Raw genomic sequence first — 24,137 nt, forward strand, 5'->3', positions numbered from 1 at the left:
CCGTCTGTCCCGGACTGCGAGCGCTCCGAGTCGCTGTCTCCGAAAACGACCACAATCCTTTCTGAATACCGCATCGAACGTCGAACCAACGGATGGCTGATTTCGACCTCTCTATCGACGAAAAACGGGTGTACGCGGACAAATCGGAAAAAAAGACGGTGTACGTCGCCGCGAGCGTAGGCGTCGTGGGTGTCGATGTGTCCGACACGCTCGTCGGCGGGTTCCGCATCGACCGGCGCTGTGACCCCCGCGACGTGGCTGGTTCGCCCGGCGAGGTCGCCGTCGCAACCGCCGACGACGTGCTCTTGATACAGGGCGACGACTACCACGAACTCGGCTTCGGTCCCGCGACGACCGTCGGCTTTCACCGCAACAGAGTCGTCGCCGCCGACGAGACGGGACGCATCGCTCGATTCGACGAATCAGGATGGACCGACCTCGGCGACGTCGATGACGTTCACGCACTCGACGGCAGTCTCGTGGCGACCGCAAACGGTGTCTACCGCATCGACGACGACGACGAACTGGGACACGCCGGTCTCGACAACGTACACGACGTGTCCGACCCCACGGGGAGACTCGGTGGCGGCGAGGGAACACCACTCGCGGCGACCGAGTCCGGGCTGTACGAACTCGGGAACGGCTGGATGGACTTACTCGACGGACGCGTGACCGCGGTCGCGTCGATGCCGGACGGGCGGGCCAACGCCGTCGGGCCGGAGGGTGTCGTCGCACGCGACGGTGACGCGTGGGTTTCGGACCCGATTCCGATGGACGAGACGGTCGTCGCACTGGCGCACGACGCGCGGGCCGTCTACGCCGTGACCGACGCGGGGACGTTCTGTGTTCGGACGACGACATCCGATTGGCGGACGCAGGTGCTCGGTCTCGACGCGGTCGGCGTCGCGGTTCGCTGACACGCGTCGTGGCTGAACGCAACGAAAAGCGGTTTTACCCACCGGGAGAGACGCACCACTATGCTCGTACCCGGCGCATCTTCGCAGGCACTCACGGCCGCGCTCGCTTCCGAACTCGGCGAGTCGCTTTCGGCCGTCGAGTACGACCGGTTCCCGGACGGCGAGACGCTCGCGGCGGTCCCCGATTTCGACGCCGACGAAGCGACTGTCGTCGCCAGCACCGTCAGCAACGACGCCTACATCGAACTGCTCCAACTCCAAGACGCCGTCCGCGAAGCGGGCGCTGAGCGGGTTACGACGGTTATCCCGTACATGGGGTACGCGCGACAGGACAAGGCGTTCAACCCCGGCCATCCGATTTCGGCCCGCGCCGTCGCCCGCGCCGTGAGCACGACGACCGACCGCGTCGTGCTCGTCAATCCCCACGAGGACGCCGTCGCCGAGTTCTTCGACGTGCCCGTGGACATCGTCGATGCCGCCGGACGACTCGCCGAACCGCTTCCGACCCTCGACGACCCGCTTTTCCTCTCGCCCGACTCGGGCGCTATCGACATCGCCCAAACCGTCCGCGACGCCTACGGCGCGGGCGAAGCCGACTACTTCGAGAAAGTCCGTCACTCCGGAACCGACGTGGAAATTACGCCGAGCGACGCCGACTTCGAAGGCCGAGACGTGGTCATCACCGACGATATCATCGCCACCGGAACGACCATGAGCGAAGCGGTGTCCGTCCTCGCCGACGGCGGCGCACGCCGCGTCTTCTGTGCCACTGTTCACCCGCTTCTCGCTCGAAACGCCCGGACGAAGCTCTCCCGCGCCGGAATCGAACGCGTCGTCGGGACCGACACTATCGAGCGCGACGTGAGCGACGTGTCTGTCGCCCCCGCGCTTGCCGACGCGCTCTCGCGTTGAGCGGCCGCCCGAGGGTTCGATACCTGTTCACACACTCTCTCGCAACGGTTTTCTCGGTTCGCCTATCTCGGAAGTGTATGGGACGTTATGGAAACCTCGATTACCCACGATTGACCAAGACCGGCGTCGGTCTCGGACTCGTACTCTTCCTGTTCGGTGCCGTCGGTGCGAAAGTCGCACTGGCGTCGTCGGGCGGGCACATTCCCGGGTGGGAGCGCACGCTCTTTTTTGACGCCGAATGGCTCGGCATCCTCCTCGTGCTCTTTTCGCCCATCATCTTCGGCATCGTGCTCCCGCTGACCGAATAGGTCGATGACCGACCCACGGTTTCCCGAGACCGAGAACACGCTCGTCGTCGAGAGCGACTGCAGTCGGTGTCCAGAACTCGTCGAATGCCGAAACCGGATTTCGTGGGGCGTCGGCCCCCGAGATGCGACCGTCGTCGTCGTTGGCGAGGCACCGGGCGCGGGCAACCCCGACGCCGAGCGCTGGCAGGGCGGCAACTGGACCGGGATGTCCTACACCGCCCAGCACTCCGGCCGCCGGATTCGAGAGACGATGGCCACCGTCGGCCACGAAGGCGGCGTCTTCTACACGAACGCAGTCAAGTGTTTCCCCGCCGACGGCGAGGGGTCGAACCGCGCGCCGAGCGCCGACGAGAAGTCGAACTGTCTGGACCATCTCGTGACCGAACTCGAAACCATCGACCCGGACGTGGTTGTCCCGACCGGCCGCCACGCCACGGAGAGCATCTTTTCGCTCGACGAGCGGTCACTCGGCGGCTTTCTCGACACCGTGCTCGAACCCGTCGAAAGCGAGCGATTCGGTTACACTATCGTTCCACTCCTGCATCCCGCCTACCGCGACGTGTGGCTCTCTCGGTTAGGGTACGAACTGGACGAGTACTTCGAGGAGTTGGCGAGTCTACTCCCCTCGATGTCAGCGGATGAAAGCCATTAACCTGGGGGCACGAGATACGAGTTCGCAGAACCAATGCTCGGCGAACTTATCGGCGGTCTGCTTTTCGAGTTGCTTCTCTATCCGGTTTTGAAGCTATTCGACATCCTCGTCGTGGGTGCGAAGCGAGCGACTCGACGACTTCGGCCCGCGTCGGAGTCCGATAACGACGAGACCGGTGAAAAGCGGCGATTCGGCTCCCGAAGCGGAACACATCGCGGGACTACCGACCGACACCGCGAGAAGTGACTCTCACTCACGAGCAACTCCCGCGAAACCATTGCCGGACGGACCATCGGTGAAAATCGGTCCGAACTTTCTTTTCGTCGCCAGTCAACATCTCACGTATGTCCGACTGCATCTTCTGTGGCATCGCCGCGCGCGACATCCACGGCCGAATCGTCCACGAGACCGAACACTCGCTTGCGTTCCTCGACGTGAATCCCCTCGCGCCGGGGCATACGCTCGTCGTGCCCAAAGACCACTACGCTCGTCTCGACGACCTTCCGGACGAACTCTCGGCGGACCTCTTCCGCACGGTTGACGAACTCGTCCCGCGCGTCGAAGACGCGGTGGACGCCGACGCGACGAACGTCGGCATCAACAACGGGCCCGCCGCGGGACAGGAAGTCGAACACGTCCACGTACACATCGTCCCCCGGTTCGAAGACGACGGCGGCAACCCCATCCACGCCGTCGCCGGTGAGCGACCCGACCTCTCGGACGACGAGATGGACGACATCGAAGCGACGCTGTCAGACCTGTAGGCAAATCGCTATTTTTGACGCGCTACTCGGCGTCTCGGTCTCAAATTCGATAGACCGACCGAAGCTATTAATCCGAGAACCGGACCAGTCGCCGTATGACACAGCCGACTACCACCGCACTTGTCGGAGCAACCGGCGGCGCGGGCGCGACGCGACTCACGATCGAACTGGCGACGGCGCTCGCCGCGGACGGCCGCGACGTGGCCGTCCTCGATGCGGCGCTCGCCACGCAGGGGCTTTCTGATTACGTTTCTGGACCGCTCGACCCCGACGTGACGGCACTCGTAACTGACGCGGCCGACGAACCGCTGACAACCGGACTCGTCGAACTCGATGTCTCGACCACCGGTCGCGTGGCAGTCTGCCCGGCGGCCGCTCCGTTCGAGCGATTGGCGCGTGCGATGACCACCGACGCGGCCCAGACGCTCGAAGGCCGAATCGACGAGGCCGCCGGTGAGTTCGACCACGTGCTCGTGGACGCACCGTTGCTCGCGTCGAATCCGACGGTCGCCGCCGCGACGGCGTGCGACCGAGTTGCGCTCGTCGCGCCCGCGACCGACCGCGGAGCAGACGCCATCGGTCGGCTCACCGCCCGAGCCGCCGACATCGGAACCGATATCGACGCCGTCGTCTCGACGTTCGGGTCGCTCTCCGACGCAGACGTGATTGTCCCAGAAAGCGAGTCGCGCGCGACGACCGACGCGCCAGCGTGTCGTGATGACTCCGAACTCGCCGCGGGCGTCGCGGCAGTAGCCGCAGTGCTTCTCGACGAAGACGTCGAATCGGTCTCGGCATCCGGAAGCGTGCTCACGTCGGTCGGCGAGTACGTCCGAGGCTGAAGGTGGCTCTGCGTCTTTTGTACGAATTGCGAATCTAAGGAAGCAGACTACTCGAATCGCTAGAAACGGGAGGTGGTGGGGAGGCGTTTGTCCCGTGTTAGAACTGCATATCGGTGACCGAGCTCATGGTCTCGGCCAGAGAATCGCGCTTTGCAACCGCGGCGTCGCCGTGGTCAGTGAGCGCGCCCTCGACGGCTTCGACGAGGGGTTCGATGGGGTCGTGCGTCTCGATGTAGGTCGCAAGGGCGAACTCCGACGGCTCGGCGTTGGTGAGCGCGAGCGCGTCGGCGCGCGAGAGTCGTCCATCGATCCAGTCGCGGACGATACGTCGCGCTTCGGGGGCGAGGGGGGTCACTCCCGCTTCGCCACAGCGATGCAAGACTTTCGCCGCCGTGACAGGGGCGACACCCGCTTCGCGCGCGCTCTCACCGAGTGATCTGCCCGACCCGTGTGTTTCGACAACCCGCTCCGCGGCCGCAGGCGCACAGGGGAGCGCGTCTGCGTGTGCGTCGAAACGCTCGCGGAGTGAAACATCGGTGTCATCGACAGTCGGTACACAACGCGGGCGCTGTTCGGTTGTCGTTGTCTCCAATTCGGCGGCGATATCCGACAGCCCCATCGCTCGAAAGTCGCGTTGTCGCCAATAAAAGCGTTGCTAAACGATATCAAATTAGATAGCACAGCGTGTCGATTACCGGTACGTTCAGCGCTCCGAATACAGGGTTGAAACCCCGTTTCAACCCGTGTTTAAATACTCGTTCGGGACCGATTTTCAAATGTGATGAGCGAAGCACGTTCCACCCAGGGCTGCCCCGAATGCGATGGACACCTCGGCGCGGAAGCCGGCGAAACCGTTTGCACCGACTGCGGACTCGTCGTTTCCGAGTACCGAATCGACCACGGTCCCGAATGGCGGTCGTTCGCCGACGACGACCGCAATCCCGCTCGCACGGGCGCACCGCTCACCCGGTCTCGTCACGACCGCGGTCTCTCGACCGAAATCGGCCGCTCGACGCGTATCAAGGGTCGCAAGCGCCGGAAGTTCGCCCGTCTACGCCGGCAACACAACCGCGCTCGGATCTCCTCGAAGCGTGAGCGCAACCAAGTGTACGCCTTCACCGAAATTCGCCGCGTGACCGGCGCACTCGGCCTTCCAAACCACATCCGCGACCAAGCGTGCTCGCTGTTCGAGTCGGCGCAGAACGAAGACCTCCTGCGCGGCCGCTCGCTCGAAGGTTTCGCCGCCGCCTGCGTCTACGCCGCCTGTCGCGTCGGCGGTATCTCCCGGAGCATCGAGGAGGTCTGTACGGTCTCGAAATCGACCGAGTCCGAGCACCAAGCCGCCTACCGCGCGCTCAACCGCGAGCTCGGACTTCCCGTCGCACCCGCCGACCCGACCGAGTACCTACCGCGGTTCGCAACCAAACTCGACCTCGGCCGCGACGTCGAACGCCGAGCGCGCGAGTACGTCGCCGACGCGCGCGATGAGGGACTCATCGCCGGTAAGAACCCCTGCGGCGTCGCCGCGGCGTGTCTCTACACGGCCGCCCGCGACCTCGACGTAGACTGCACGCAGTCCGCCGCCGCCGACGTTGCCGACGTGACGCCCGTGACACTCCGGAAAACGTACGTTGCGCTCCGCGACTAACCCCGGCGTTCCGATACGAAACTGCCGACGGACGAACTGACGAGAAATTCGGGCGACTCACTACTTCAGCGAACGGGTACGTACGAACGAGTTACGGGAACTCCAAGCGCGACCGCCCGACCGACGAATCCGACGCTCCTTCTCACCGACCGCAGACGCGAACCGCCGACGCGAGTTGTCGAATCCGAGTCCCGGGAAGACTATTCGGCGACGAGGTGACGACTGGTTCGAACCGCTCGACAGCCTCGCCCAGTCGGGCGTCCGCAGGAATCGCCGTGGTCGGCGCGCCGAGAACGTCCGCGAAGGCATCGACCGGCGGGTCATCGACGGTACGGTTGACCGCGACAGCGGCGAGACCGCATCCGAGTTCCCGAGCGAGTTCGCGGGTCCGAACCGCGTCCGCCAGCGCGTACTGTTTTGGAGACGCGACGATGACGCAGGCGTCTGCGATGGCGAGCGGGACGCCGGCATTGGCGCGCATGCCAGCCGGGCAGTCCACGACGACGTTCCCGTAGGCGACTTCGACCGCGTGGAGCGCGTCGTCGAGGTGTCGTACGTCGGCCGCGCGGGCACCAGCGAGTGTTCGCCCACACGGAAGTATCGAGACTGCCGCGCTCTCCCGGACCGCTTCAGTCGGCTCGGCTCGACCCGCGAGCACGTCGTGTAAGTCCGGTCCCGGCGCGTACGGGAGGTTCGCCATGCCGAGGTCGGCGTCTACGACGACGGCATCGAGGGCCGCGCCGAGTTCGAACGACAACGTTGACTTTCCGACCCCACCCTTGCCGGAGACGACCGCGAGAATCACGCGAGCCTCCGGAGTGCGTCCACATCGGGGTCGGCGTCGGCCGCCCGGTCCGCAAGCGCCGTGGCGCGAGCGGCGAGTCGGCGCAGTCGGTCTCGTTCAGCGTCGAGCGATTCGACATCTTCGATACGCGCGTCCGAATCGGTGAGAGCCGTCGCCGCTTCGGCGACCGACGCGCCGTCGAGTCGTTCGGCGAGTTCAATTCGGCGCGACGCGCGGTCGAGAAGCGACGCGTCGAACTGTTGGTTGGTGGCGGGTGAGACCGGAACAGGGTCGGCTTCCGGTTCCGGCTCCGGTTCCGGTTCCGGTTCCGATGCGGGTTCGGTTTCCCGTTCCGAACCAGATTCAGATACGAATTCCGACTCCGGTTCGATGGACAGTTCACGAGTCTGTGGTTGCGAATCCGTTGGTTCTGTTTCTGACGGCAGTGAAATACGATTACCCGCGTCCGTCACGCAATCGTCTCGTGTCGTCTCGTCACCAACCGCGTCCGAAACACCGGTATCGACCGAATCAGAACCAGAGACCGCGGGTTCGCGTCCGGCCACGTCGCCTGCGGCCGAGGACGAGTTACCGACCGCGGCCGGCACCGCGTCCGCTGGCGGACGAGACGTACCAAGTTCCCGGACCACGTCCGCGGCCGTCGAGATATCTCGTCGGCTAGCCGACACCTCGTCAGCCCTGCCGAGGACGTCGATATCGACGACAGTCGAGGGGTCGAGGTCGCTGTCGGGATGGAAGACAGATTCGGACCCAGTACCGGACACGAGAGAGGCGGCCGGGCACGCGTACCCGAGTGCAATCGTCGATTCCGCGGGGACCGTACCCTCGAACCCGTCGTCGTCCCAACCGGAGGCCGGAACGCCATCGCGGCGGGGTGGAAGGACCGGTCCGTCGAGGCGGTTCCGGAGACGAACGCGCCGGTCAACCGGCGCGTCGTTGTCGAATTTGACCGTTACGAGGGCGACATCGCCCTCGACGGCTACGTCAACGTCGGAGTTCACAGCGGGGCTGGCCGCTCCATGGTATATAAACCGATGCCCGAATGAGTGCGTGGCTCTCCGGAGACGCGTACGAATCCGACATCCGCGACATCCGGCTACGCTATCGGCTCAACACGTGATGACGGGCGTCCCAAGCCATTGTACGGCAGTTTCTAAATCGGTGAACGGCTGGCGCATCAAGACGACCGGGGCGTTCAACTCCGCGATTCGGACGGCCGCGAGACCGTTCACGACCGTCTGCTGAAGATTGCCCGTGCCCGAGGTTGCGCTCCGAACGAAATCGTTTGGGCCGCGCGCGTCTGCGACGAGTTCGCGGACGGTGGCATCGAACTCGTCGCCGAGTTCGGTGCTGAGATACGCCCGAAGCTCGCGCCGCCGGTTCGCAATCGCATCCCGGATTCGAAGCCGTTCTTCGCGGCCGTCGCGTGCGCGGCGGGCCGCGCGTTCGAGCGCGTCGAGACGTTGTTTGGCGGCGACGCGCTCCGTCTCCACCTCGGAGAGTTCCGTGGCGACTTCGACGAGTTCTGACTGCGTGGCGGCCGCCGCCTCCTCGTCGTCCGCCTCGCGGTGGGCGTTGAGTCGTCCGCGGAGCGTCGCCACACGCTCTCGAAGCCGACTCTCGTCGTCGCCCGCGGCGGCAACTCGGCGGCGCGCCTCCCGAAGGTCGGACGCCGACGGCGCCGGGAGCGTAGCAGTGTTCTCGTCGCTGTCGGGTTCGCGTTCCAGAAGTCGCGCTTCGAGTCGAGCGAGGTCGTCATCAACCGGGGTGGCTAATTCGCGTGAACGGCCGACCGCAACGAGCAGTTCACCGCGAGACAGCGGCGAGTTGGGTGCGGGAATTCGGGCGAGTCGGTCGTACCCCGGCCCCGGCTCCGGGCACTCGATACACAGCCCGGTATCGGGTGCGCTGTCAGTACAGTCTGCGTCCCTCCCCGAGTCGGTTCGAACCGCATCGACGACCTCGTTAGGGTCGAGTCGCTCCGAAGAAAGGTCGATAGCACGGCCCGTGCGAACGGTTCCGTCGGGGAGTCGAAGCCTCATAGCTCTCGGTCTCGCATCTCCGACGCGGACGGGTAGTCTGTCCCGACGACGAATTTGCTGTACGGCGTCGCCGATGAGTCCCGCGACTCGTACGCCGCGGCCGCCTCGCGGACCGGTTCGGGGACGGCAGTGAACTCGTTGAACGGCTCAGTTCGCTCGATTTGCACGTCCGCGTCGTGTTTCTCTCGGAGTCGAAGCGCGAGAAAGGCGGCCAGTTCCGTCTCGCTGAATAACGCGGCGCGTCCGAATCGCCGGACGACCACGTTGTCGTGGGTTCGGCAGATGTTCCGAAGTGTCGTCCGCGCCGCCTGCGAGTAGGTCACGACCAACAGCACGAGCAGTCGGTCACGGAGTCGGAACAAAAATCGTTCGACGTGCCGTATTTCGTGTCGTTAGGGCGTCTTGTTTCGGAATTGGATATTCAGAAATAGCTGAATTTCGATGTTGCCCCGGTACCACGGGGCGGCGGTCAGACGCGCTCGACCGAAAAGGACACGTCGTCTCCGTCGTCGGTCGCGTTGGCCAAGAGGTCGCGGACGCGTGCTGTCGCCTCGTCCGCCGTTGCGGCGAGGACGACGATACCTTCCACACGGTCGTCGCCGACGGCTCTCCACGCGTCGAGTGCTTCGTCGCCGGTTTCGGACTCGAACTCCGTTGCGAACGTCCGGAGGATGGTAACGACGCGGCGTTCGGTTCCTTCAAGGTCAGATTCCCCCGATTCGAGGTCCCGGATGGCGTCTTCGATGTTTCGGAGCGCGGAGATTCGGTCCATCTATGTCGCCCGGTAGACGTCCCCGCGCGGTTCGTAGATGTCGCCTTTCATCTTGAGTTTCTCCAGTTGGTCGATGACGGTCTTTTCGTCCATGTTCAACTCGGTGTTGGCCCGCTCGACAACCTCTTCGTGCGGTGCGCCCTCCTCGTACTCTTCCTGCATGGTGCGGATGAGTTCGAGCAGGTTCTTGATGCGGTCTCGCTGGGTCTTCGAGCGCCCGGTCTCTACGATGTCGGCGTCGAACTCGCCGGTCTCGGGGTCCATCCCGATGTCGCGGAGACACGACTCGACGATGCCGGTGACGCGTTCTGCGTCCTCGCGGGTTACCTTGTCTGAGAGCCGAACACGTGCTGACGCCTCGCCGAGTCGAACGAGCGCTTCGAGCTTTCGCGCCGTCACGGGAACGGGGGCGTCTTCGTCGGCCCCGCGGGCCCGGAAGTCCACGTAGAAATCGCGGATGACGTTCTTCGCTTCCTCCGTCATCGTCGGGTAACACGTCCGTTTCGCGTAGGCGATGTACTTGCGCAGGAGTTCCGCGTCGATGGCCGGTGCGACCTCGTTGGTGACGGATTCGACCTGCGCTTCGGTAAACTCGGAGTTGGCGACGTTCGTCCGCTGGGTGTTCAACTCCCCGGCGTAGTTCGTCTTGAGGATGTGTTCTGCGAGTTCGGAGTCAGTGTCGGGGTCGGGGTTGTCCGTGACCGTGAAGATGAGGTCGAAACGAGAGATAAGCGCCGGTTCGAGGTCGATCTGTTCGCCGATAGATTCGTACTGGTCGAACCGCCCGTACTTGGGGTTCGCCGCGCCGAGAAGCGAACACCGCGACTTGAGCGTCGCGTTGATCCCTGCCTTCGAGACCGAAATCTGCTGTTGTTCGAGGCCCTCGTGCATCGCAGAGCGGTCTTCGCTTCGCATCTTGTCCAGCTCGTCGACAGCCGCGATTCCCTTGTCGGCGAGGACGAGCGCACCCGCTTCGAGCGTCCACTGCTGGCCGTCGCCGAAATCGTCGCGGACCGCCGCAGCGGTCAAACCGGCGGACGAAGAACCCTTACCAGAGGTGTAGACGGAGCGTGGTGCAATATTCCGGATATATGCCAACATCTGCGATTTGCCAGTACCGGGGTCCCCTATCAACAGCATGTGCAGGTCGCCGCGAATCCGAGAGCCGTCTGGAAGGTGCTTCGTAACGCCCGAGAAGAGTTGGAGAATCATGGCGAGTTTCTCCTGTTCGTAGCCGTAGATGGCCGGGGCCACGGAGTCGATCATCTCCTCGTAGATATCGGGCTTGTTAGAAAGTTCGATGATTTGGGCCACGTCATCGTCGGTAATCTCCATGTCTTCGAACTCCTCGTCCTCGATGGCGAGCGAGATGCCTTCCATGTAGTAGTCGAAGACTGGCGTCTTCTCGTTGCCCGAGGTTTGTTGTTCGATGTGGAGGATGCCGACGGCGGTGACGTGGTCGCCGGCGGTGACCATCCCGGTCACGTCGTCGGAGAGGTTGATGTCGATGCTCTGTGGCGTCTCGCCCCCGCGCAGGCCTTCGGGGGACTCTTGGACGCGCAACTTCTGTGAATCGACGAAGTTCGACTGGTCGAAGTCGATACGGAACGGTCCCTGTCGTTCACACCCTTGACACTCGTGAGGTTCCTGAAAGCCGCCGTCGCCCTGTGGAATGTAACTCATCGTCCCACAGCGCTGGCACTCGAACGCGGCTTCCGTGATTTTCGGGCGCACGTCGGTCGCCTTCCGGACGATTCCTTGTACGGAGATGAGCGTCCCGATGTGGTCGTCGTTGACCCGGATATTCCGAATATCGACCGTTTCGGGGAGGTTTCGCATCCGAACGTGCGCCTGTCCGAGTTTGACGTCCGCCGGTAGGTCGAACAGGCGAAGCGCCTCTTCGGCGTACTCCTGATACTGCCCGGGTTTCGTGATGTAGTCGTCGGCGAGTTCGGCGTCGAACCTGTATAGGTCGTCGTAGTCGATGTACAGCGAGCGCTTTTCTTTCGGGTACTGCTGTGCGAGCGTCCCGATTTCCTCTCGATAGTAGTTGCGGTAGAACTCGATAAACCGCTCTGTAAGGTCTCGATTCTGCGGGGCCTGCGCCATCGCACAGGGGTATGTCCCCAACCGGTTAAGAACCTTCGTCGTCGTTACCGGTTAGTTTCGTGTCAGGATTCCGTATCGGTTCGAGGCAGTCGAAACGAGCGGCGAGCAGAGACTACAGCGAGACGTCCGTCTCGATGTCTTCTGTCGCCTCTCGAAGTCCGTCGCGGCGGGCGTCTTCGGCCAGTCGTCCGGAGAGGTCGTCGTCGGTGAGCAACTCAGCGAAGTCGTCGCGGAACCGGTGGTTGACCCGCGTTGACTGGATGTCGGCTTCCGCGACAGGTCGGAGTTCGTCGATAACGTCGGTCGGGACGTCGAACGTCTCGGCTAGCATGTCGTCGTCCGCGCCACCGACGAGGAGTTTGTCGAAGCGGTCGGCGTCGAACGGGAACTCACGGTCGCTCTCGCGGACGAGATGGAGGTCGAACCGCGCGGTTCGAACCGTCGCGGGCGCGATATCGAGTTCGACCGCGAGGGCGTCGTCCGTCTCACCGTCGAAGTAGCCGACGACGAGCGAGACGAGCGCGTCGTCCGAAAGGTCGGTTTCGAACTCGTAGCGCTCGCGCATCGTCGTCACGAGGCCGCGGACGCGAGCACGGACTTCCTCGGGGTCGTCCACGTCGGCGAGGGAGCCGCGCGATTCGGACTGCCGTTCGGTGACGGTGTCCGACCCGGTCGTCTCGATGAAGATATCGCGGAGTTCGGCGGTCTTCTCGTCCATACCCGAGAGATGGAACCGCCAGCGTCTTTAATCGTGTTGTCGCGCGCGATCGGAATCGCCCAAAGTGGAGGCGGTCGAGACACGCACACCGTGACAGTAAATCCACAGAAAACGCCGGTGAGGCGGTATTACATCCCGTAAACCGATACTTTCAACTAGGTTTACGCGCCAGCGACACGCATGGCAACAGAACACGAATCGGTCGAACTCGTCGGCGACGAACTCGTCGGCAACATCGCCCGTTCCGCCCTGTTCGCGGCGCTCATGGGTGCGGGTTCGTACGTCTCGTTCCCGAATCCGATTTCACCGATTCCGGTGACGATGCAGGTGCTCGTCGTCTTCTTGGCGGGCATCTTCCTCGGTCCCATTTGGGGCGGCGCGTCGATGGGGTTGTACCTCGCCGCTGGCGGACTCGGCGCACCCGTCTTCGCCGGTGGGTCTGCCGGGTTTGCTCCGCTCGTCGGCCCGACCGCCGGGTACCTCTGGTCGTACCCGCTCGCGGCCACGCTCGTCGGCGCTCTCGTCCACGGCGGCGTCGAACTCCGCGATTACCGCGTGGGTACGCCGCGACTCGTCAGCGCGATGGTCGCCGGAACGCTCGTCGTCTACACGCTCGGGACGGTCGGCTTCGCGTACGTCCAAGGGGTCAGCCTCCAATCGGCCTTCTGGGCGGCCTCGGCCGCCTTCATCCCGGTCGAGGCGTTCAAAATCGCCGCCGCCGTCGGTATCGTTCGCTCGGATGCCATCGCGGCACAGTAGATGATTCGCGTCGGGGACCTGGTCCATCGCTACGGCGATACCGCCGCAGTCGATGGCGTCACACTCACTATCGACGACGGCGAGTGTGTCATCCTCGCGGGAGCGAACGGGTCGGGGAAGACAACGCTCGTTCGCCACTTCAACGGGCTTCTCGAACCCGACGAGGGAGGCGTCTTCGTCAACGACGACCCAGTCGAAGAACGCCTCGTAGCCGCCCGGACAGCCGTGGCGATGGTGTTCCAGCATCCCGAAGACCAACTCGTGGCGGCGACCGTCGGTGCCGACGTCGCCTTCGGTCCCGAAAACCTCGGTCTCGACCGCGGCGAAATCGACCGTCGAGTCCGCGAATCGCTCGCCGCCGTCAACCTCGACGGCCGCGAGGACGAACGCGTGGATTCGCTCTCCGGCGGCGAGGTCGAACGGCTCGCAATTGCGGGGGCGCTGGCGATGCAACCGGACCACCTCGTCTTGGACGAACCGTTCACGGGTCTCGACGAACCTGCCCGCCAGTCGGTCCTCGCGCACCTCAGCGAACTCCGCGAGTCGGGGACCAGCCTCGTCGTCGTGACACACGACCTTCGAGACGTGGCGTCGCTCGCAGACCGCGTGGTCGTCCTCGCTGACGGACGCGTCGCCCTCGACGAGACGCCCGCCGCGGCCGCAGACCGACTACCAGAACTCGACGTTCGCCCGCCGTGTTGACATACGAACCGGGCGACTCCTTCGCCCACCGACTCGACCCGCGGACGAAGCTCGCGGTGCAACTGTCCTTTGCGGCCGCCGGGCTCGCGCACACGACGCCCGTCGGATTAGTCGTGCTCGGTCTCGTCGCCGCGGGCTGTCTCCGCGCCGCCGACACGTCACCGCTTTCGGCTCTCCACGGCCTCCGCTATGCGATTCCATTTCTCGCCGTCGGTCCCGTCGTCGAGGCGGCCCGTCTCGGCGCGCCGTGGTTCGAACCCGCCGCGGCCGTCGAGCCCGCACTCGCCAGCGTTCGCGTGTTGCTCGTCTTTTTCGTCGCCGCCGCGTACGTCAAAACGACGCCGGTCCGCGAATCGCGGGCGGCGGTTCAGCGACTCGTTCCGGGTCGCATCGGCATCGCCCTCGGCATCGGTATCGCGCTCGTCTTTCGGTTTCTCCCGCTCGTCCGACGCGACCTGCTTCGGGTCCGCGAGGCGCAGGCCGCCCGACTCGGCGACGAACGCCGCCTCGACGAACGACTGTCGCTCGTCGCGGCCGGCGGTCTCCGGCGGTCGTTCGCGCGGGCGGACGCCCTTGCGCTCGCGCTTCGCGCTCGGTGTTTTGCGTGGAATCCCACGCTTCCGGTGATTCGGTTCGCTCGACGCGACGCCGCCGGACTCGCACTCGCTGTGGCCCTGTCGGTGAGCGTCGCCGTCTGAAGACGCACACCGGAGCGAATCCCCCGACGCGAGCGCGATTCGGGTGACAAGATTTAACCCCCAGTTCATTAGTGATTGATTATGGAATTTGTGGCACAGGCAGAGGTCACACGAGAGACCTTCTGGACTATTAGCCCGGTCGGAGAGGCCCTCTTCTACGGTCTCGCCGCTATCGCGTCCCTCGTCTTCCTGTACGGGGTGTACGAGCGCGTCGCTCGCTACGCACGCGGCGGGTCGGACCCGTTCGACCGGCTGTCCGACCTCCCCGGGCGAATCATTCGCTCGACCAAAGTGGTGTTCTCGAACGAAAAGCAGTTCGACCGCGACCTGTACGCGGGCGTGATGCACACGTTCATCATGTGGGGTTTCCTGACGCTCCTCATCGGAACGACCATCCTCGCCATCGACATCGACGTCTGGCGGCGGGTGACGGGGAGTTCGTTCTTCGTCGGTAGCTTCTACCTCTCGTACTCGTTCGTCATGGACCTCATGGGTCTGCTGTTCGTCGTCGGCGTCGGGATGGCGCTCTGGCGGCGCTACGGCGTCCGACACCCGCGCCTGTGGGGGAAACACACGAGCTTCGAAGACGACGCGTTCGTCTGGACGCTCTTTATCCTCGGCGTCGGCGGGTACGTCATCGAGGGCGTTCGCATCGTCGGCACCGAGTTCCCCGAGTTCGAAACGGTGAGTTTCGTCGGCTACTTCGTCGCCATGGTCTTCGAGGCGGCCGGAATGGGTCAGGGTCTCGCAGAGACGCTCTACTGGTTCGGCTGGTGGTCTCACGCCATCCTCGCGCTGGCGTTCGTCGCCGCCGTCCCGTACGCAAAGCCCCTGCACATGCTCACGTCGTTTGCGAACGTCGTCACCGCGGACGAGAAGGCCGGCCGGCGGCTTCCGAAAGTCCCGGCCGACACGCCGCCGGACGAAATTGGCTACGTCTCGGAAGACGACTTCTCGTGGAAGGCGATGCTCGATATGGACGCCTGTACCAAGTGCGGTCGGTGTTCCGACGCGTGCCCGGCGAAAACCTCCGGCCGCAACCTCGACCCGCGTGATGTGATTCTCGACCTGAAGACCTACCGCGAGTCGCTGGATGCGGGCGGTGATTCGGTCGATATCGTCGCCGACGGCGGTACCTCGGTCATCGACGCCGAGTCGATGGAATCCTGTATGGCCTGTATGGCTTGTATGGACGCCTGTCCGGTCGATATCGAGCACCTGACGCACTTCACCGAGATGAATCGTCGGCTCACCGAGACGGGCCAACAACAGGAGTCCGTCCAGGAGGCGATGATGAACATCTTCTCGAACGGCAACGCCTTCGGCGACCCGGAACGCAAGCGACCCGACTGGACTGACGACCTCGACTTCGAGGTGCCGGACGCCCGCGACGAGTCCGTCGAGTTCCTCTGGTACGTCGGCGACTACCCGTCCTACGACGAACGGAACCGCCGCGTCGCCCGCGCCATGGCCCGTATCTTCGACGAGGCAGGCGTCTCCTACGGCATCCTCTACGAGGACGAACAGAACGACGGCAACGACGTTCGTCGTGTCGGCGAAGAGGGTCTCTACGAGATGCTCGTCGAAGACAACATCGACGCGATGGACGACTGCGACTTCGACAAAATCGTCTGTACGGACCCCCACTCGTACAACACGTTCAAAAACGAGTACCCCGAGATGGACGAGTCGTTCGACTACCCGGTGTACCACTACACCCAACTGGTCGAAACCCTCGTCAACGACGGCCGACTCGGTCTCGCCGGCACCGAACTTTCGGCGCAGACCGTCACGTACCACGACCCGTGTCACTTGGGTCGGTACAATGGCGAGTACGAAGCGCCCCGCGAGGTCATCCGCGCGACCGGCGTCGAACTCGCCGAGATGCCCCGCAACCGCGACGACTCGTTCTGTTGCGGTGGCGGTGGCGGCGGTCTCTGGTTAGACCACGAAGAAGAGTCGAAACCGTCCGAAGAGCGTCTCCGCGAGGCACTGGACGACACCGACTCCGGCAACGCAGTCGAGCGATTCGTCGTCGCCTGCCCGATGTGTGCAACGATGTACGAAGACGGCCGCAAGACCGGCGGCTACGAGGAAGACCTCGATATCGTCGATATCTCGGAACTCGTCGTCGAAGCGCTCGACGAAACGCCCGGCGTCGCGGGCGCGAGCAAGACGCCCGCATCGGCCGACTGATTTCTCACCGGCCGACCGATTCCGCACTGGCTGACTGACCGACTCCGTTCCGACCGACTGACTGACCGACTCCGTCCTGACTGTATTTTTCGCGCCACTCCGATTCGAGCATGCCGGAGACGCATCCACATACTGGGTCGTTGCGATGCCTCTGGAGGATGTCGATATCGTCGCGTTCGACGGGTCGAATGCCACGCCGTCGCCGGAACAAAAAAGAGGGTCGGGTGTACGCCCCGCGTCAGTTCGACGCGGCACGCACGTCGGGGCGGTCGAGTCGAGGCTGTAATCGGTCGGTTGGGAGCGTGTGAGTGGTCGAGTCGAAGCTATTCGCGGTCGTACTCTTTCTTGAAGCCGCGGAACTCCGTACGGTGTGCCTCCTCGTCGGCGAGGATGGTCACAGCGAGGTCTTCGGTGACGGGGTCGTTGGCCGCTTCGGCGGCGTCGATGAGCGCACGGTAGGTCTCGATTGCGTCCTCTTCGGCCGTGAGGACACCGTTAATGACCGAGAGTACGTCCGTGCTATCTTCCGGCGATTGCAGGTCATGCTGTCGGGCTTTGAACTCCGCAGACCCCGGGGGCTTTTCGTCCAGTTGCTTCAGCCGATTGCCGAGTTGCTCGGCGTGGGTGAGTTCCTCCTGAATGTCGGTCTTGAGCGACTCTTTGATCTCCTCGGCCCGAACGCCATCGAGGACGATGGAGTTCGTCATGTAGTTCATCACCGTCTCGTGTTCGTCTTGATAAGCGCGCTTGAGAAGCGCAGTCACGTCCTCAGACATGGCACTTTCCAATTACCTCTCTAACTTCATATACCTGTTCGACGCGGCGAGTTCGTTCGGTTATGAAAGGCCGATATATGGCAAAAAAACGCCCATATCGACGTCTCAAAACCGTTATCAGATAGGTTCCACCTCTTCACAGAGAAGAAACGTGAGCAGAACAGAAAGAGGGGTTTCAACGGTCATTGCAACAATACTGTTAGTCGCTATCGTGCTCATCCTCGCGGCGACCGTCTCGGGATACGTGTTCGGCGCCGCAGACAAGTACACAGAGCCACAGGAGGCTCGTGCGTTCGGTGAGACAACCGTCGTACTCGGTCCCGAACACCGGTCGTGGAACGGCTGGAACTCCGGCGGCGGCGAGACGCGGGGCGATATCGACCGAATTCGAATCGAATACACACACGGTCCCGTCTTCGAGGGCGACGACATCGGGTCGGTACTCGTCCGCTGGCGGGGCGACGACGGCGAGGGTGGGCACCTCCGCTACGTCAATCCGAATCGGTTCAGCGACGACACGGACCAAGCGTATCACGACGGCGACGTGGGCGAGTTCTGCACCGGCGATTTCGGCGCGGGCGAGCGCCTGACAATTCGAATGGTTCACAACCGCTGGCAGACTGACGGGAAGACCGGCCGCGACGACGTCGGCGTCAGATACGCCGAGTCCAACTGGAACGACATCGACGCGACCGACGGACCGTTTTTCAGAACAGACGGACGCTATCCGGTCGAATACGGCGGCGACAGACCGATGGAACCCGGTGACACCGTCGAAATCAAGTTCTACGGTCCAGAAGACGAACTCCTCATCGCGGAGACGGAAGCGACCGCAACGCGGTTCGACGGGAGTCCGAGCGAAATCAACGGGGACGACCTCGACTGCGAATAAGCGAGCGACCGCCTTATTTCGGAGTCACGCCTGCCGAGAGGCGTCTACGTCGATGGCGTCAACGGGGCAAATATCGACACAGAGCATGCAGTCGATACACTGGTCTTCGTTCGTCGGTTCGACTTTCAGTTCGCTCACCGGATGGTCGGGCGTATCGACCCACGTGAACACGTCAACCGGGCAGTTTTCGAGACACGCGCCGTCGGCGAGACAGATGTCGTAATCGACGGCGACGTGCGTGCCGTGGATACCGAGTTTCTCTGGCGGTTCGACGGGTCCCCAGACGGCGACATCGTCACCGAACGTCGTTTGGTCTGCCGACGAACGAAGTTCGTCCAGCTTTTCCTCGCTGACTTGCTCGCGATTCTGGTCGAAGTTCGGGTCGATAGCCATTGACGGGGCGTTGTCCGGGCGTGGTACTAAAGCGCCCGCATCGGAGCCAAAAAGCTCCAACAGAGCGGGGATAGAGAGGTTGGTTGCGTGGAAAAGAGAGGGTCGCGTGGGCGACCTCAGGCGTCAGCGACGGATCGCAACGAACGCTGCTGCGACAAGTGCCACGACGGCAAGTGCCGCACCGAATCCGGGGATACCGGTGTCAGTGGATTCTCCGGTTGTGGTCGTCGCTGGGTCGCTGGTCGTGCTTTCGGTCGGTGTCGTCTCTACCGAGGTCGTCGGTTTCGGCGTTTCAGTCTCCGGTTCGCCGATTACCATCAATTCACGGTTATTACTCTGCGGAGAGGAGAGGTTCAGTATGTAGGGGTGTTCCGTCTTGACTTCTGTCGCCGACTCGTTCCACGTGATGTCCTCGATTTGGTCGCCGTTCGAGACCGAGATGTACTCGCTCGGCGGCTGGTCAGTCGCGGTCAAATCGAGAGTCAGATTCGCCTTGTAGTCGCGGTTCCCGTCGATGAGTTCGAGGGTCGTGTTGTAAGCAGTCTCTGTGGACGAAATTTCGACCGACATCGTCCGACTGGTGTCAAACACGAGTGGAACCGTCACGAGACCGTCCTCGTTAGGTGGCGCGACGTAGCCCGTCTTGACCTCTTCTGGAGGTTTTGGCTTAGGCGTCTCCACAATCGGGTCGGTCAACGATTCGTTTCTGTCGATGACGAGCGATGCCGTGTCGGTCGAGTTGTCCATCGGTCCGGCTTTCATCGGGTACGCGCCGGCGTCGAGCAAGTCGACAAGGAGGTCGGACTCCTGAGTGACGTTCGATACGGTGTCGTCGCCGACCGCAGAGAGATACATCGAAGGCTCAGTCTGGCCAGCGATGCTCGTGTTGAGTGCGAGCGTGACTTCGCCGTCACCGTCTTCGTCGACTGCAGTCACGTGGACGAGGAACCCGTTGCCATCACTGCCAATGTGGAGGTTCACCGTGTCGTTAGCGTCATCCGGCGCGTTCAGCGTGATTTCGATTACATCGCCTTGTTCACCCGTGAACTCGTCATCGGCGAACTCGGAGTGACCCGACGCGGCCGATACGGGTGTCACCGCAGACGCCAGAAGCGCCACCACGAGAAATGCTGTCGTCAACAATTCGAATCTGTTGGAGGGGGGCATCGAACGACACTTTCTCGACCATAGTTAAATTAGTTACTAGATTGTCATTTGTAGCTGACAGTTGAGACTAGCAGGCAGAGGTACAGAGAACACGGCACAAAAGATAAAAATCGAGTCGAGGTTAGCTAGCGGTCTTAGTTGCGGACTGCGACGAACGCCACCGCCACGAGTGCGATGACTGCGAGAGCGGCACCGAATCCGGGGATGCCGGTGTCGGTTGACTCTGTGGTACTTTTCGTGGTACTGTTTGCGGTCGGCGAGGCTTTCGCGTCGGTTTCAGTGTCGGTTTCGGGGCTGTCAGTCGCAACCCCCGTTTCCGTGACGGCGAGCATGCCGACGTTGACAGTCTCGTTCGAGTCGGAGAGTCTGAGGTCGTAGTGGTGGGGCGACTCGATGTCGGTCGTCGATTCGTTCCACGAGATGCTCTCGATTCGGTCACCGTTGGAGACGGAAATGTACTCCTCCGGCGATTCGTCGGTTGCAGTCAGGTCAATCGAGACGTTTGTCTTGTAGTCGCCATTGCCGTCAAACAGTTCGACGGACGTGTTGTACCCGGTCTCTGTCGAGACAATGGCGAGGGTCGCGGTCCCGCTGGAGTCGAACTCAACCGGAATCTGTGCGGTGTCATCGACACCGGGGGTCACCGTGACAACGCTATTTTTGAAGTCAGGCTCTTCGGGCACTCCCGGGACCGGCGTCTCTGAAATCGGGCCGGTCACCGAGTCGTTATCTTTGATGGAGAGTAGCGCCGTGTCGTTCGGGTTGTCCATCGACCCGACTCGCAGGTCGTAACTGCCCGGGTCGAGCAGGTCGGAGAGCAAGCGGGAAGACTGCGTTAGATTCGTCACCGAATCATCACCAGCGACGTCGAGATATATCGATGGGTCGGTTTGAGCCGCGGTCGTGGTATTCAGTTCGAGCGTGACTTCGCCGTCACCGTTCTCGTCAACGGCCGTCGCGTGGACGAGAAAGCCTTGGTCTTCGTTGCCGATGTGAACGGTCGTCGTGTCGTTAGCGTCGTCCGACGCTTCGACAGTGATCGATATTACCTCACCTCGTTCGCCGCTGAACTCGTCGTCCGCAAACTCGTAGTGACCCGATGCGGCCGCCGCGGGAGTGGCCGCGGACGCCAAGAGCGCCACCACGAGAAACGCTGTCGTCAACAATTCGAATCTGTTGGAGGGGGACATCGAACGACACTTTCTCGACCATAGTTAAATTAGTTACTAGATTGTCATTTGTAGCTAACAGTTGAGACTAGCAGGCAGAGGTACAGAGAACACGGCACAAAAGATGAAAATCGAACCGAGGTCAGCTAGCGGTCTTAGTTGCGGACTGCGACGAACGCCACCGCAACGAGTGCGATGACTGCGAGAGCGGCACCGAAGCCGGGGATGCCGGTGTCGGTGGACTTCTCAGTCGTCGTGTCGGTCGCCGACTCGTTGGTTTCAGACTCGTTCGTGGAGCCGCTGGTGGTCTCTTCCGTGACTTCGGTCGTCGTCTCCGTCGCCTCGGTCGTGGTCGTTGCGGTCGTCGTCTCGGTCTCGTTGTCCTCGATGACGAGCGATGCCGTGTCGGTCGAGTTGTTCATCGAGCCGAGAGCCATCGAGTACTCGCCAGCGTCGAGCGGGTCGGAGAGGTTCTCCGTGGCCTGCGTCGCGTTCGTCAGCGAGTCGTTGCCAGCGGCGGTGAGGTAGGACGAAACGTTGCCCTGTCCCGCAGTGGACGTGTTCAGTTCGAGGGTGACGTTGCCGTCGCGGTTCTCGTCAACGACCGTCGCGTTGACGAGGAATCCCGAATCGGAGTCACCGAGGTAGACATCGAAGGTGTTGTTGTCGCCAGCCAGCACCTTGGAGGTGTTGTTCACGCCGTCAGCGGCGTTGAACGTGATGGCGACAACTTCGCCTTGTTCAGTAGTGTAGGTGTCATCTGCGAACTCGTAGTGGGCCGAAGCGGCGGCCGCAGGAGCGACCGCAGACGCCAGAAGCGCCACCACGAGGAAGGTCGTCGTCAACAGTTCAAACCGGTTGGAGGTTCGCATGGATTGTGCCTATCAAATCCATAGGTAAGTTATTTACTAAGTAGATATGTCAAACGAGAATTGGTATTGGTAACATGTAGCAATATAGGAGATAGGATTGGAGGCGGGCAATTCTGAATGGGTGTAAATGTGAAATTACAAATTCCCTGTCAAATTTAGCTGTGGGCTATCGTCAGCCGCGAAAACGCCTCGCTAGCGAAGCCACTCGGACGACGTGAGGTCGAAAACGGACATCGCGGCGACGCTATACTTGGGCCGCCTCGATGTGGTCGATGACGTGCGAGATGTGGTGTTGGTCCCGAGAGGGGGCCTCGTCGCGGTATGCGCGGAGAGCGCCGACGAGATAGTCGAGTTCGGCACTGTTGAAGTCTTCATCGCCGGCTTCGACCCGCGCGAGCAGGCCGGGGGCTGGCGTCGGCTCTTCGTCTGCATCGACCGCCCGCTCGATTGCGGCGAGCAAGGCGGCGTGGACGACCCACGACTCCTCACGAGAGAGGTCGAGCGTCGCCGGACGGTCCTTAGCCGAGGTGGTCATTGTGGGGTGCCTCTATCGTAGACTATGGTCGGGGAGATATAAATGTATGTGTACTGTTGTCACAGACCACGCACAATAGCGAAAGCGGCGGGGTCACCCGCTCCCGCGGGTTACTCGAATGCTTCGATTCCCGTCAGGTCAGCTCCGATGACAAGCGTGTGGATGTCGTCGGTTCCCTCGTAGGTGTAGACCGTCTCGATGTTCTCCATGTGGCGCATCGGCGAGTAGTCGGTCGTGATGCCGTTTCCGCCGAGTATCTCGCGGGCCGTTCGGGTCACGTCGCGGGCGACGCGAACGTTGTGGCGCTTTGCCATCGACACGTGCTGGTGGCGCAGGTCGCCGCGTTCTTTGAGTTCGGCGAGTCGGTGGGCCTGGAGTTGCGCGTTCGTAATCTGGGTCGCCATCTCGGCGAGTTTGCCCTGCTGGAGTTGGAATCGCGCGATTGGCCCGCCGAACTGGTCGCGGTCTTTGGCGTACTGGAGTGCCTCCTCGAAAGCGTCGCGGGCGGCTCCGACGACGCCCCACGCGATGCCGAATCGTGCCTGCGTGAGACACGACAGCGGACCTCGCATCCCCTCGACGCCGGGAAGTACGTTCTCTTCCGGAACGCGCACGTCGTCGAGGCCGATTTCGCCCGTGACCGACGCGCGCATCGAGAGTTTGTCGTCGATTTTGTTCGTCGTCACCCCGTCGCGGTCGGTCTCGACGAGGAAGCCGCGGACCGGCGAGCCGTCGGTCGAAACGTCGCGCGCCCAGACGACTGCCACGTCGGCAATCGGGGAGTTCGTAATCCACGTCTTCGAGCCGTTGAGCACGTAGCCGTCGGCGTCCTTCTCGGCACGGGTCTCCATCCCCGACGGGTTCGAGCCGTGTTGCGGTTCCGTGAGACCGAAACAACCGACGGCCTCACCCGACCCGAGCGCCGGAAGCCACGCTTCTTTCTGTGCTTCCGACCCGAAGGCGTGAATCGGGTAGATGACGAGCGACCCTTGCACGCTCGCCATCGAGCGAAGGCCGGAGTCCCCGGCTTCGAGTTCCTGCATCAACAGTCCGTAGGCGCGCTGGCCGAGACCGGGCAGGCCGTAACCGTCGAGGTTGGGCGCATAAAAGCCGAGTTCGCCCATCTTCGGAATCAGGTCCATCGGGAACGTCCCCTTCTCGTAGTGGTCGCCGATGTCGGGTTTGACCTGCTCTTCGACGAATCGTCGCGCCTCGTCGCGGACGAGTTTCTCTTCGGACGACAGGTCCTCCTCCAATCCGAGATAATCCAGCATGATAGACCGTGTGATTGGGTCGGTGAAAAGCGATTCGCTCAGATTTGACAGGAACGACGTCCCTCTATTACCGTCGAAAATGTGCCGCTGTAAAATATAGCTCGGGGACATGTACTAACACAGACCAGGAGGTCGAACAGTGACCCAGCCACCGTTCGAGCACACGCGACGACGCGATGGACGAAACGATGGTGCACAAAAACAGCCGTAACCGGGTG

The 24,137-nt window shown here is 62.8% G+C and carries 28 protein-coding genes; 13 read left to right on the forward strand and 15 right to left on the reverse strand.

What is annotated here, in order from left to right; genetic code table 11:
• The first annotated feature begins 92 nt into the window (after positions 1-92).
• The 7 genes from C440_RS08115 (at position 93) to C440_RS08145 (ending at position 4,392) form a co-directional block, all read left to right on the forward strand.
• Positions 93-917, forward strand: coding sequence for an HVO_0234 family beta-propeller protein (locus C440_RS08115; RefSeq protein WP_008319880.1), 825 nt, complete (start codon positions 93-95; stop codon positions 915-917).
• Positions 918-977: 60 nt separating this feature from the next.
• Complete coding sequence (locus C440_RS08120; protein WP_008319881.1) at positions 978-1,829, forward strand: ribose-phosphate diphosphokinase; 852 nt, start codon at positions 978-980, stop codon at positions 1,827-1,829.
• A gap of 77 nt (positions 1,830-1,906) precedes the next feature.
• Positions 1,907-2,137, forward strand: a complete 231-nt coding sequence (locus C440_RS08125; protein ID WP_008319882.1) for a DUF7860 family protein — start codon at positions 1,907-1,909, stop codon at positions 2,135-2,137.
• A gap of 4 nt (positions 2,138-2,141) precedes the next feature.
• Positions 2,142-2,789 carry a uracil-DNA glycosylase gene (locus C440_RS08130; protein ID WP_008319883.1) on the forward strand — a complete coding sequence of 216 codons (648 nt, stop codon included), beginning with the start codon at positions 2,142-2,144 and terminating at the stop codon, positions 2,787-2,789.
• Between the two features lie 33 nt (positions 2,790-2,822).
• The gene (locus C440_RS08135; RefSeq protein ID WP_008319884.1) at positions 2,823-3,035 is read left to right on the forward strand and encodes a hypothetical protein; all 213 of its coding nucleotides are present in this window, start codon (positions 2,823-2,825) and stop codon (positions 3,033-3,035) included.
• Positions 3,036-3,133: 98 nt separating this feature from the next.
• Positions 3,134-3,553 (forward strand): HIT family protein, encoded by a 420-nt coding sequence (locus C440_RS08140; protein WP_008319885.1) that lies wholly within the window; start codon positions 3,134-3,136, stop codon positions 3,551-3,553.
• A 95-nt stretch (positions 3,554-3,648) separates the two neighbouring features.
• Positions 3,649-4,392 carry a P-loop NTPase family protein gene (locus C440_RS08145; protein WP_008319886.1) on the forward strand — a complete coding sequence of 248 codons (744 nt, stop codon included), beginning with the start codon at positions 3,649-3,651 and terminating at the stop codon, positions 4,390-4,392.
• Positions 4,393-4,489: 97 nt separating this feature from the next.
• On the opposite strand, the gene C440_RS08150 is transcribed toward C440_RS08145, so the two are convergent.
• Positions 4,490-5,011, reverse strand: coding sequence for a DUF7858 family protein (locus C440_RS08150; RefSeq protein ID WP_008319887.1), 522 nt, complete (start codon positions 5,009-5,011; stop codon positions 4,490-4,492).
• Positions 5,012-5,173: 162 nt separating this feature from the next.
• On the opposite strand from C440_RS08150, the gene C440_RS08155 reads away from it, so the two are divergent.
• Entirely contained in the window at positions 5,174-6,040 is an 867-nt protein-coding gene (locus tag C440_RS08155; protein WP_008319888.1) for a transcription initiation factor IIB, read from the forward strand.
• Between the two features lie 142 nt (positions 6,041-6,182).
• On the opposite strand, the gene C440_RS08160 is transcribed toward C440_RS08155, so the two are convergent.
• From C440_RS08160 to C440_RS08190, 7 genes are all read right to left on the reverse strand, one after another.
• On the reverse strand, positions 6,183-6,845 hold the full coding sequence (locus tag C440_RS08160; protein WP_008319889.1) for a P-loop NTPase: 663 nt from the start codon (positions 6,843-6,845) through the stop codon (positions 6,183-6,185).
• Positions 6,842-7,846 (reverse strand): DUF7857 domain-containing protein, encoded by a 1,005-nt coding sequence (locus C440_RS08165; protein WP_008319890.1) that lies wholly within the window; start codon positions 7,844-7,846, stop codon positions 6,842-6,844. Before C440_RS08165 ends, C440_RS08160 begins: the two co-directional genes overlap by 4 nt.
• A 108-nt stretch (positions 7,847-7,954) precedes the next feature.
• Positions 7,955-8,887, reverse strand: coding sequence for a DUF7856 family protein (locus tag C440_RS08170; protein ID WP_008319891.1), 933 nt, complete (start codon positions 8,885-8,887; stop codon positions 7,955-7,957).
• On the reverse strand, positions 8,884-9,222 hold the full coding sequence (locus C440_RS08175) for a DUF7855 family protein (RefSeq protein ID WP_008319892.1): 339 nt from the start codon (positions 9,220-9,222) through the stop codon (positions 8,884-8,886). Before C440_RS08175 ends, C440_RS08170 begins: the two co-directional genes overlap by 4 nt.
• A 134-nt stretch (positions 9,223-9,356) precedes the next feature.
• Entirely contained in the window at positions 9,357-9,659 is a 303-nt protein-coding gene (locus C440_RS08180) for a DUF7854 family protein (RefSeq protein WP_008319893.1), read from the reverse strand.
• Entirely contained in the window at positions 9,660-11,768 is a 2,109-nt protein-coding gene (locus C440_RS08185) for a minichromosome maintenance protein MCM (RefSeq protein ID WP_008319894.1), read from the reverse strand. It lies immediately after the preceding gene.
• 112 nt (positions 11,769-11,880) lie between these two features.
• On the reverse strand, positions 11,881-12,486 hold the full coding sequence (locus tag C440_RS08190) for a hypothetical protein (RefSeq protein WP_008319895.1): 606 nt from the start codon (positions 12,484-12,486) through the stop codon (positions 11,881-11,883).
• A 180-nt stretch (positions 12,487-12,666) separates the two neighbouring features.
• On the opposite strand from C440_RS08190, the gene C440_RS08195 reads away from it, so the two are divergent.
• The 4 genes from C440_RS08195 (at position 12,667) to C440_RS08210 (ending at position 16,841) form a co-directional block, all read left to right on the forward strand.
• Positions 12,667-13,245: a biotin transporter BioY gene (locus C440_RS08195; protein WP_008319896.1), complete on the forward strand. Its 579-nt coding sequence runs from the start codon at positions 12,667-12,669 to the stop codon at positions 13,243-13,245.
• Entirely contained in the window at positions 13,246-13,947 is a 702-nt protein-coding gene (locus tag C440_RS08200) for an energy-coupling factor ABC transporter ATP-binding protein (protein ID WP_008319897.1), read from the forward strand.
• Complete coding sequence (locus C440_RS08205; RefSeq protein WP_008319898.1) at positions 13,941-14,645, forward strand: energy-coupling factor transporter transmembrane component T family protein; 705 nt, start codon at positions 13,941-13,943, stop codon at positions 14,643-14,645. Before C440_RS08200 ends, C440_RS08205 begins: the two co-directional genes overlap by 7 nt.
• A gap of 81 nt (positions 14,646-14,726) precedes the next feature.
• A complete protein-coding gene (locus tag C440_RS08210) occupies positions 14,727-16,841 on the forward strand; it encodes a (Fe-S)-binding protein (protein ID WP_008319899.1) in 2,115 nt (704 codons plus the stop codon).
• A gap of 323 nt (positions 16,842-17,164) precedes the next feature.
• On the opposite strand, the gene C440_RS08215 is transcribed toward C440_RS08210, so the two are convergent.
• Entirely contained in the window at positions 17,165-17,617 is a 453-nt protein-coding gene (locus tag C440_RS08215; protein ID WP_008319900.1) for a ferritin-like domain-containing protein, read from the reverse strand.
• Positions 17,618-17,768: 151 nt separating this feature from the next.
• On the opposite strand from C440_RS08215, the gene C440_RS08220 reads away from it, so the two are divergent.
• Positions 17,769-18,509 (forward strand): archaellin/type IV pilin N-terminal domain-containing protein, encoded by a 741-nt coding sequence (locus tag C440_RS08220; protein WP_049915545.1) that lies wholly within the window; start codon positions 17,769-17,771, stop codon positions 18,507-18,509.
• Positions 18,510-18,533: 24 nt separating this feature from the next.
• Here the strand turns inward: C440_RS08220 and C440_RS08225 are convergent, their stop codons facing one another.
• The 6 genes from C440_RS08225 to C440_RS08250 form a co-directional block, all read right to left on the reverse strand.
• Positions 18,534-18,902: a 4Fe-4S dicluster domain-containing protein gene (locus C440_RS08225; protein WP_008319902.1), complete on the reverse strand. Its 369-nt coding sequence runs from the start codon at positions 18,900-18,902 to the stop codon at positions 18,534-18,536.
• A 123-nt stretch (positions 18,903-19,025) separates the two neighbouring features.
• Positions 19,026-20,069: a DUF7827 domain-containing protein gene (locus tag C440_RS08230; RefSeq protein ID WP_049915546.1), complete on the reverse strand. Its 1,044-nt coding sequence runs from the start codon at positions 20,067-20,069 to the stop codon at positions 19,026-19,028.
• A gap of 134 nt (positions 20,070-20,203) precedes the next feature.
• Positions 20,204-21,259, reverse strand: coding sequence for a DUF7827 domain-containing protein (locus C440_RS08235; RefSeq protein WP_008319904.1), 1,056 nt, complete (start codon positions 21,257-21,259; stop codon positions 20,204-20,206).
• A gap of 134 nt (positions 21,260-21,393) precedes the next feature.
• Complete coding sequence (locus tag C440_RS08240) at positions 21,394-22,110, reverse strand: DUF7827 domain-containing protein (protein WP_008319905.1); 717 nt, start codon at positions 22,108-22,110, stop codon at positions 21,394-21,396.
• Between the two features lie 244 nt (positions 22,111-22,354).
• A complete protein-coding gene (locus C440_RS08245; RefSeq protein WP_008319906.1) occupies positions 22,355-22,645 on the reverse strand; it encodes a DUF7853 family protein in 291 nt (96 codons plus the stop codon).
• Between the two features lie 110 nt (positions 22,646-22,755).
• Complete coding sequence (locus C440_RS08250) at positions 22,756-23,919, reverse strand: acyl-CoA dehydrogenase family protein (protein WP_008319907.1); 1,164 nt, start codon at positions 23,917-23,919, stop codon at positions 22,756-22,758.
• Between the last annotated feature and the right edge of the window lie 218 nt (positions 23,920-24,137).

Origin of the sequence: Haloferax mucosum ATCC BAA-1512, assembly GCF_000337815.1 — an archaeon.
GTDB lineage: Archaea > Halobacteriota > Halobacteria > Halobacteriales > Haloferacaceae > Haloferax > Haloferax mucosum.

Coding starts and splice junctions, on each gene's coding strand:
- C440_RS08115 (WP_008319880.1), top strand. CDS start 93: ATGGCTGATTTCGACCTCTCTATCGACGAAAAACGGGTGTACGCGGAC.
- C440_RS08120 (WP_008319881.1), top strand. CDS start 978: ATGCTCGTACCCGGCGCATCTTCGCAGGCACTCACGGCCGCGCTCGCT.
- C440_RS08125 (WP_008319882.1), top strand. CDS start 1,907: ATGGGACGTTATGGAAACCTCGATTACCCACGATTGACCAAGACCGGC.
- C440_RS08130 (WP_008319883.1), top strand. CDS start 2,142: ATGACCGACCCACGGTTTCCCGAGACCGAGAACACGCTCGTCGTCGAG.
- C440_RS08135 (WP_008319884.1), top strand. CDS start 2,823: ATGCTCGGCGAACTTATCGGCGGTCTGCTTTTCGAGTTGCTTCTCTAT.
- C440_RS08140 (WP_008319885.1), top strand. CDS start 3,134: ATGTCCGACTGCATCTTCTGTGGCATCGCCGCGCGCGACATCCACGGC.
- C440_RS08145 (WP_008319886.1), top strand. CDS start 3,649: ATGACACAGCCGACTACCACCGCACTTGTCGGAGCAACCGGCGGCGCG.
- C440_RS08150 (WP_008319887.1), bottom strand. CDS start 5,011: ATGGGGCTGTCGGATATCGCCGCCGAATTGGAGACAACGACAACCGAA.
- C440_RS08155 (WP_008319888.1), top strand. CDS start 5,174: ATGAGCGAAGCACGTTCCACCCAGGGCTGCCCCGAATGCGATGGACAC.
- C440_RS08170 (WP_008319891.1), bottom strand. CDS start 8,887: ATGAGGCTTCGACTCCCCGACGGAACCGTTCGCACGGGCCGTGCTATC.
- C440_RS08180 (WP_008319893.1), bottom strand. CDS start 9,659: ATGGACCGAATCTCCGCGCTCCGAAACATCGAAGACGCCATCCGGGAC.
- C440_RS08185 (WP_008319894.1), bottom strand. CDS start 11,768: ATGGCGCAGGCCCCGCAGAATCGAGACCTTACAGAGCGGTTTATCGAG.
- C440_RS08190 (WP_008319895.1), bottom strand. CDS start 12,486: ATGGACGAGAAGACCGCCGAACTCCGCGATATCTTCATCGAGACGACC.
- C440_RS08195 (WP_008319896.1), top strand. CDS start 12,667: ATGGCAACAGAACACGAATCGGTCGAACTCGTCGGCGACGAACTCGTC.
- C440_RS08200 (WP_008319897.1), top strand. CDS start 13,246: ATGATTCGCGTCGGGGACCTGGTCCATCGCTACGGCGATACCGCCGCA.
- C440_RS08210 (WP_008319899.1), top strand. CDS start 14,727: ATGGAATTTGTGGCACAGGCAGAGGTCACACGAGAGACCTTCTGGACT.
- C440_RS08215 (WP_008319900.1), bottom strand. CDS start 17,617: ATGTCTGAGGACGTGACTGCGCTTCTCAAGCGCGCTTATCAAGACGAA.
- C440_RS08225 (WP_008319902.1), bottom strand. CDS start 18,902: ATGGCTATCGACCCGAACTTCGACCAGAATCGCGAGCAAGTCAGCGAG.
- C440_RS08230 (WP_049915546.1), bottom strand. CDS start 20,069: ATGCCCCCCTCCAACAGATTCGAATTGTTGACGACAGCATTTCTCGTG.
- C440_RS08235 (WP_008319904.1), bottom strand. CDS start 21,259: ATGTCCCCCTCCAACAGATTCGAATTGTTGACGACAGCGTTTCTCGTG.
- C440_RS08240 (WP_008319905.1), bottom strand. CDS start 22,110: ATGCGAACCTCCAACCGGTTTGAACTGTTGACGACGACCTTCCTCGTG.
- C440_RS08245 (WP_008319906.1), bottom strand. CDS start 22,645: ATGACCACCTCGGCTAAGGACCGTCCGGCGACGCTCGACCTCTCTCGT.
- C440_RS08250 (WP_008319907.1), bottom strand. CDS start 23,919: ATGCTGGATTATCTCGGATTGGAGGAGGACCTGTCGTCCGAAGAGAAA.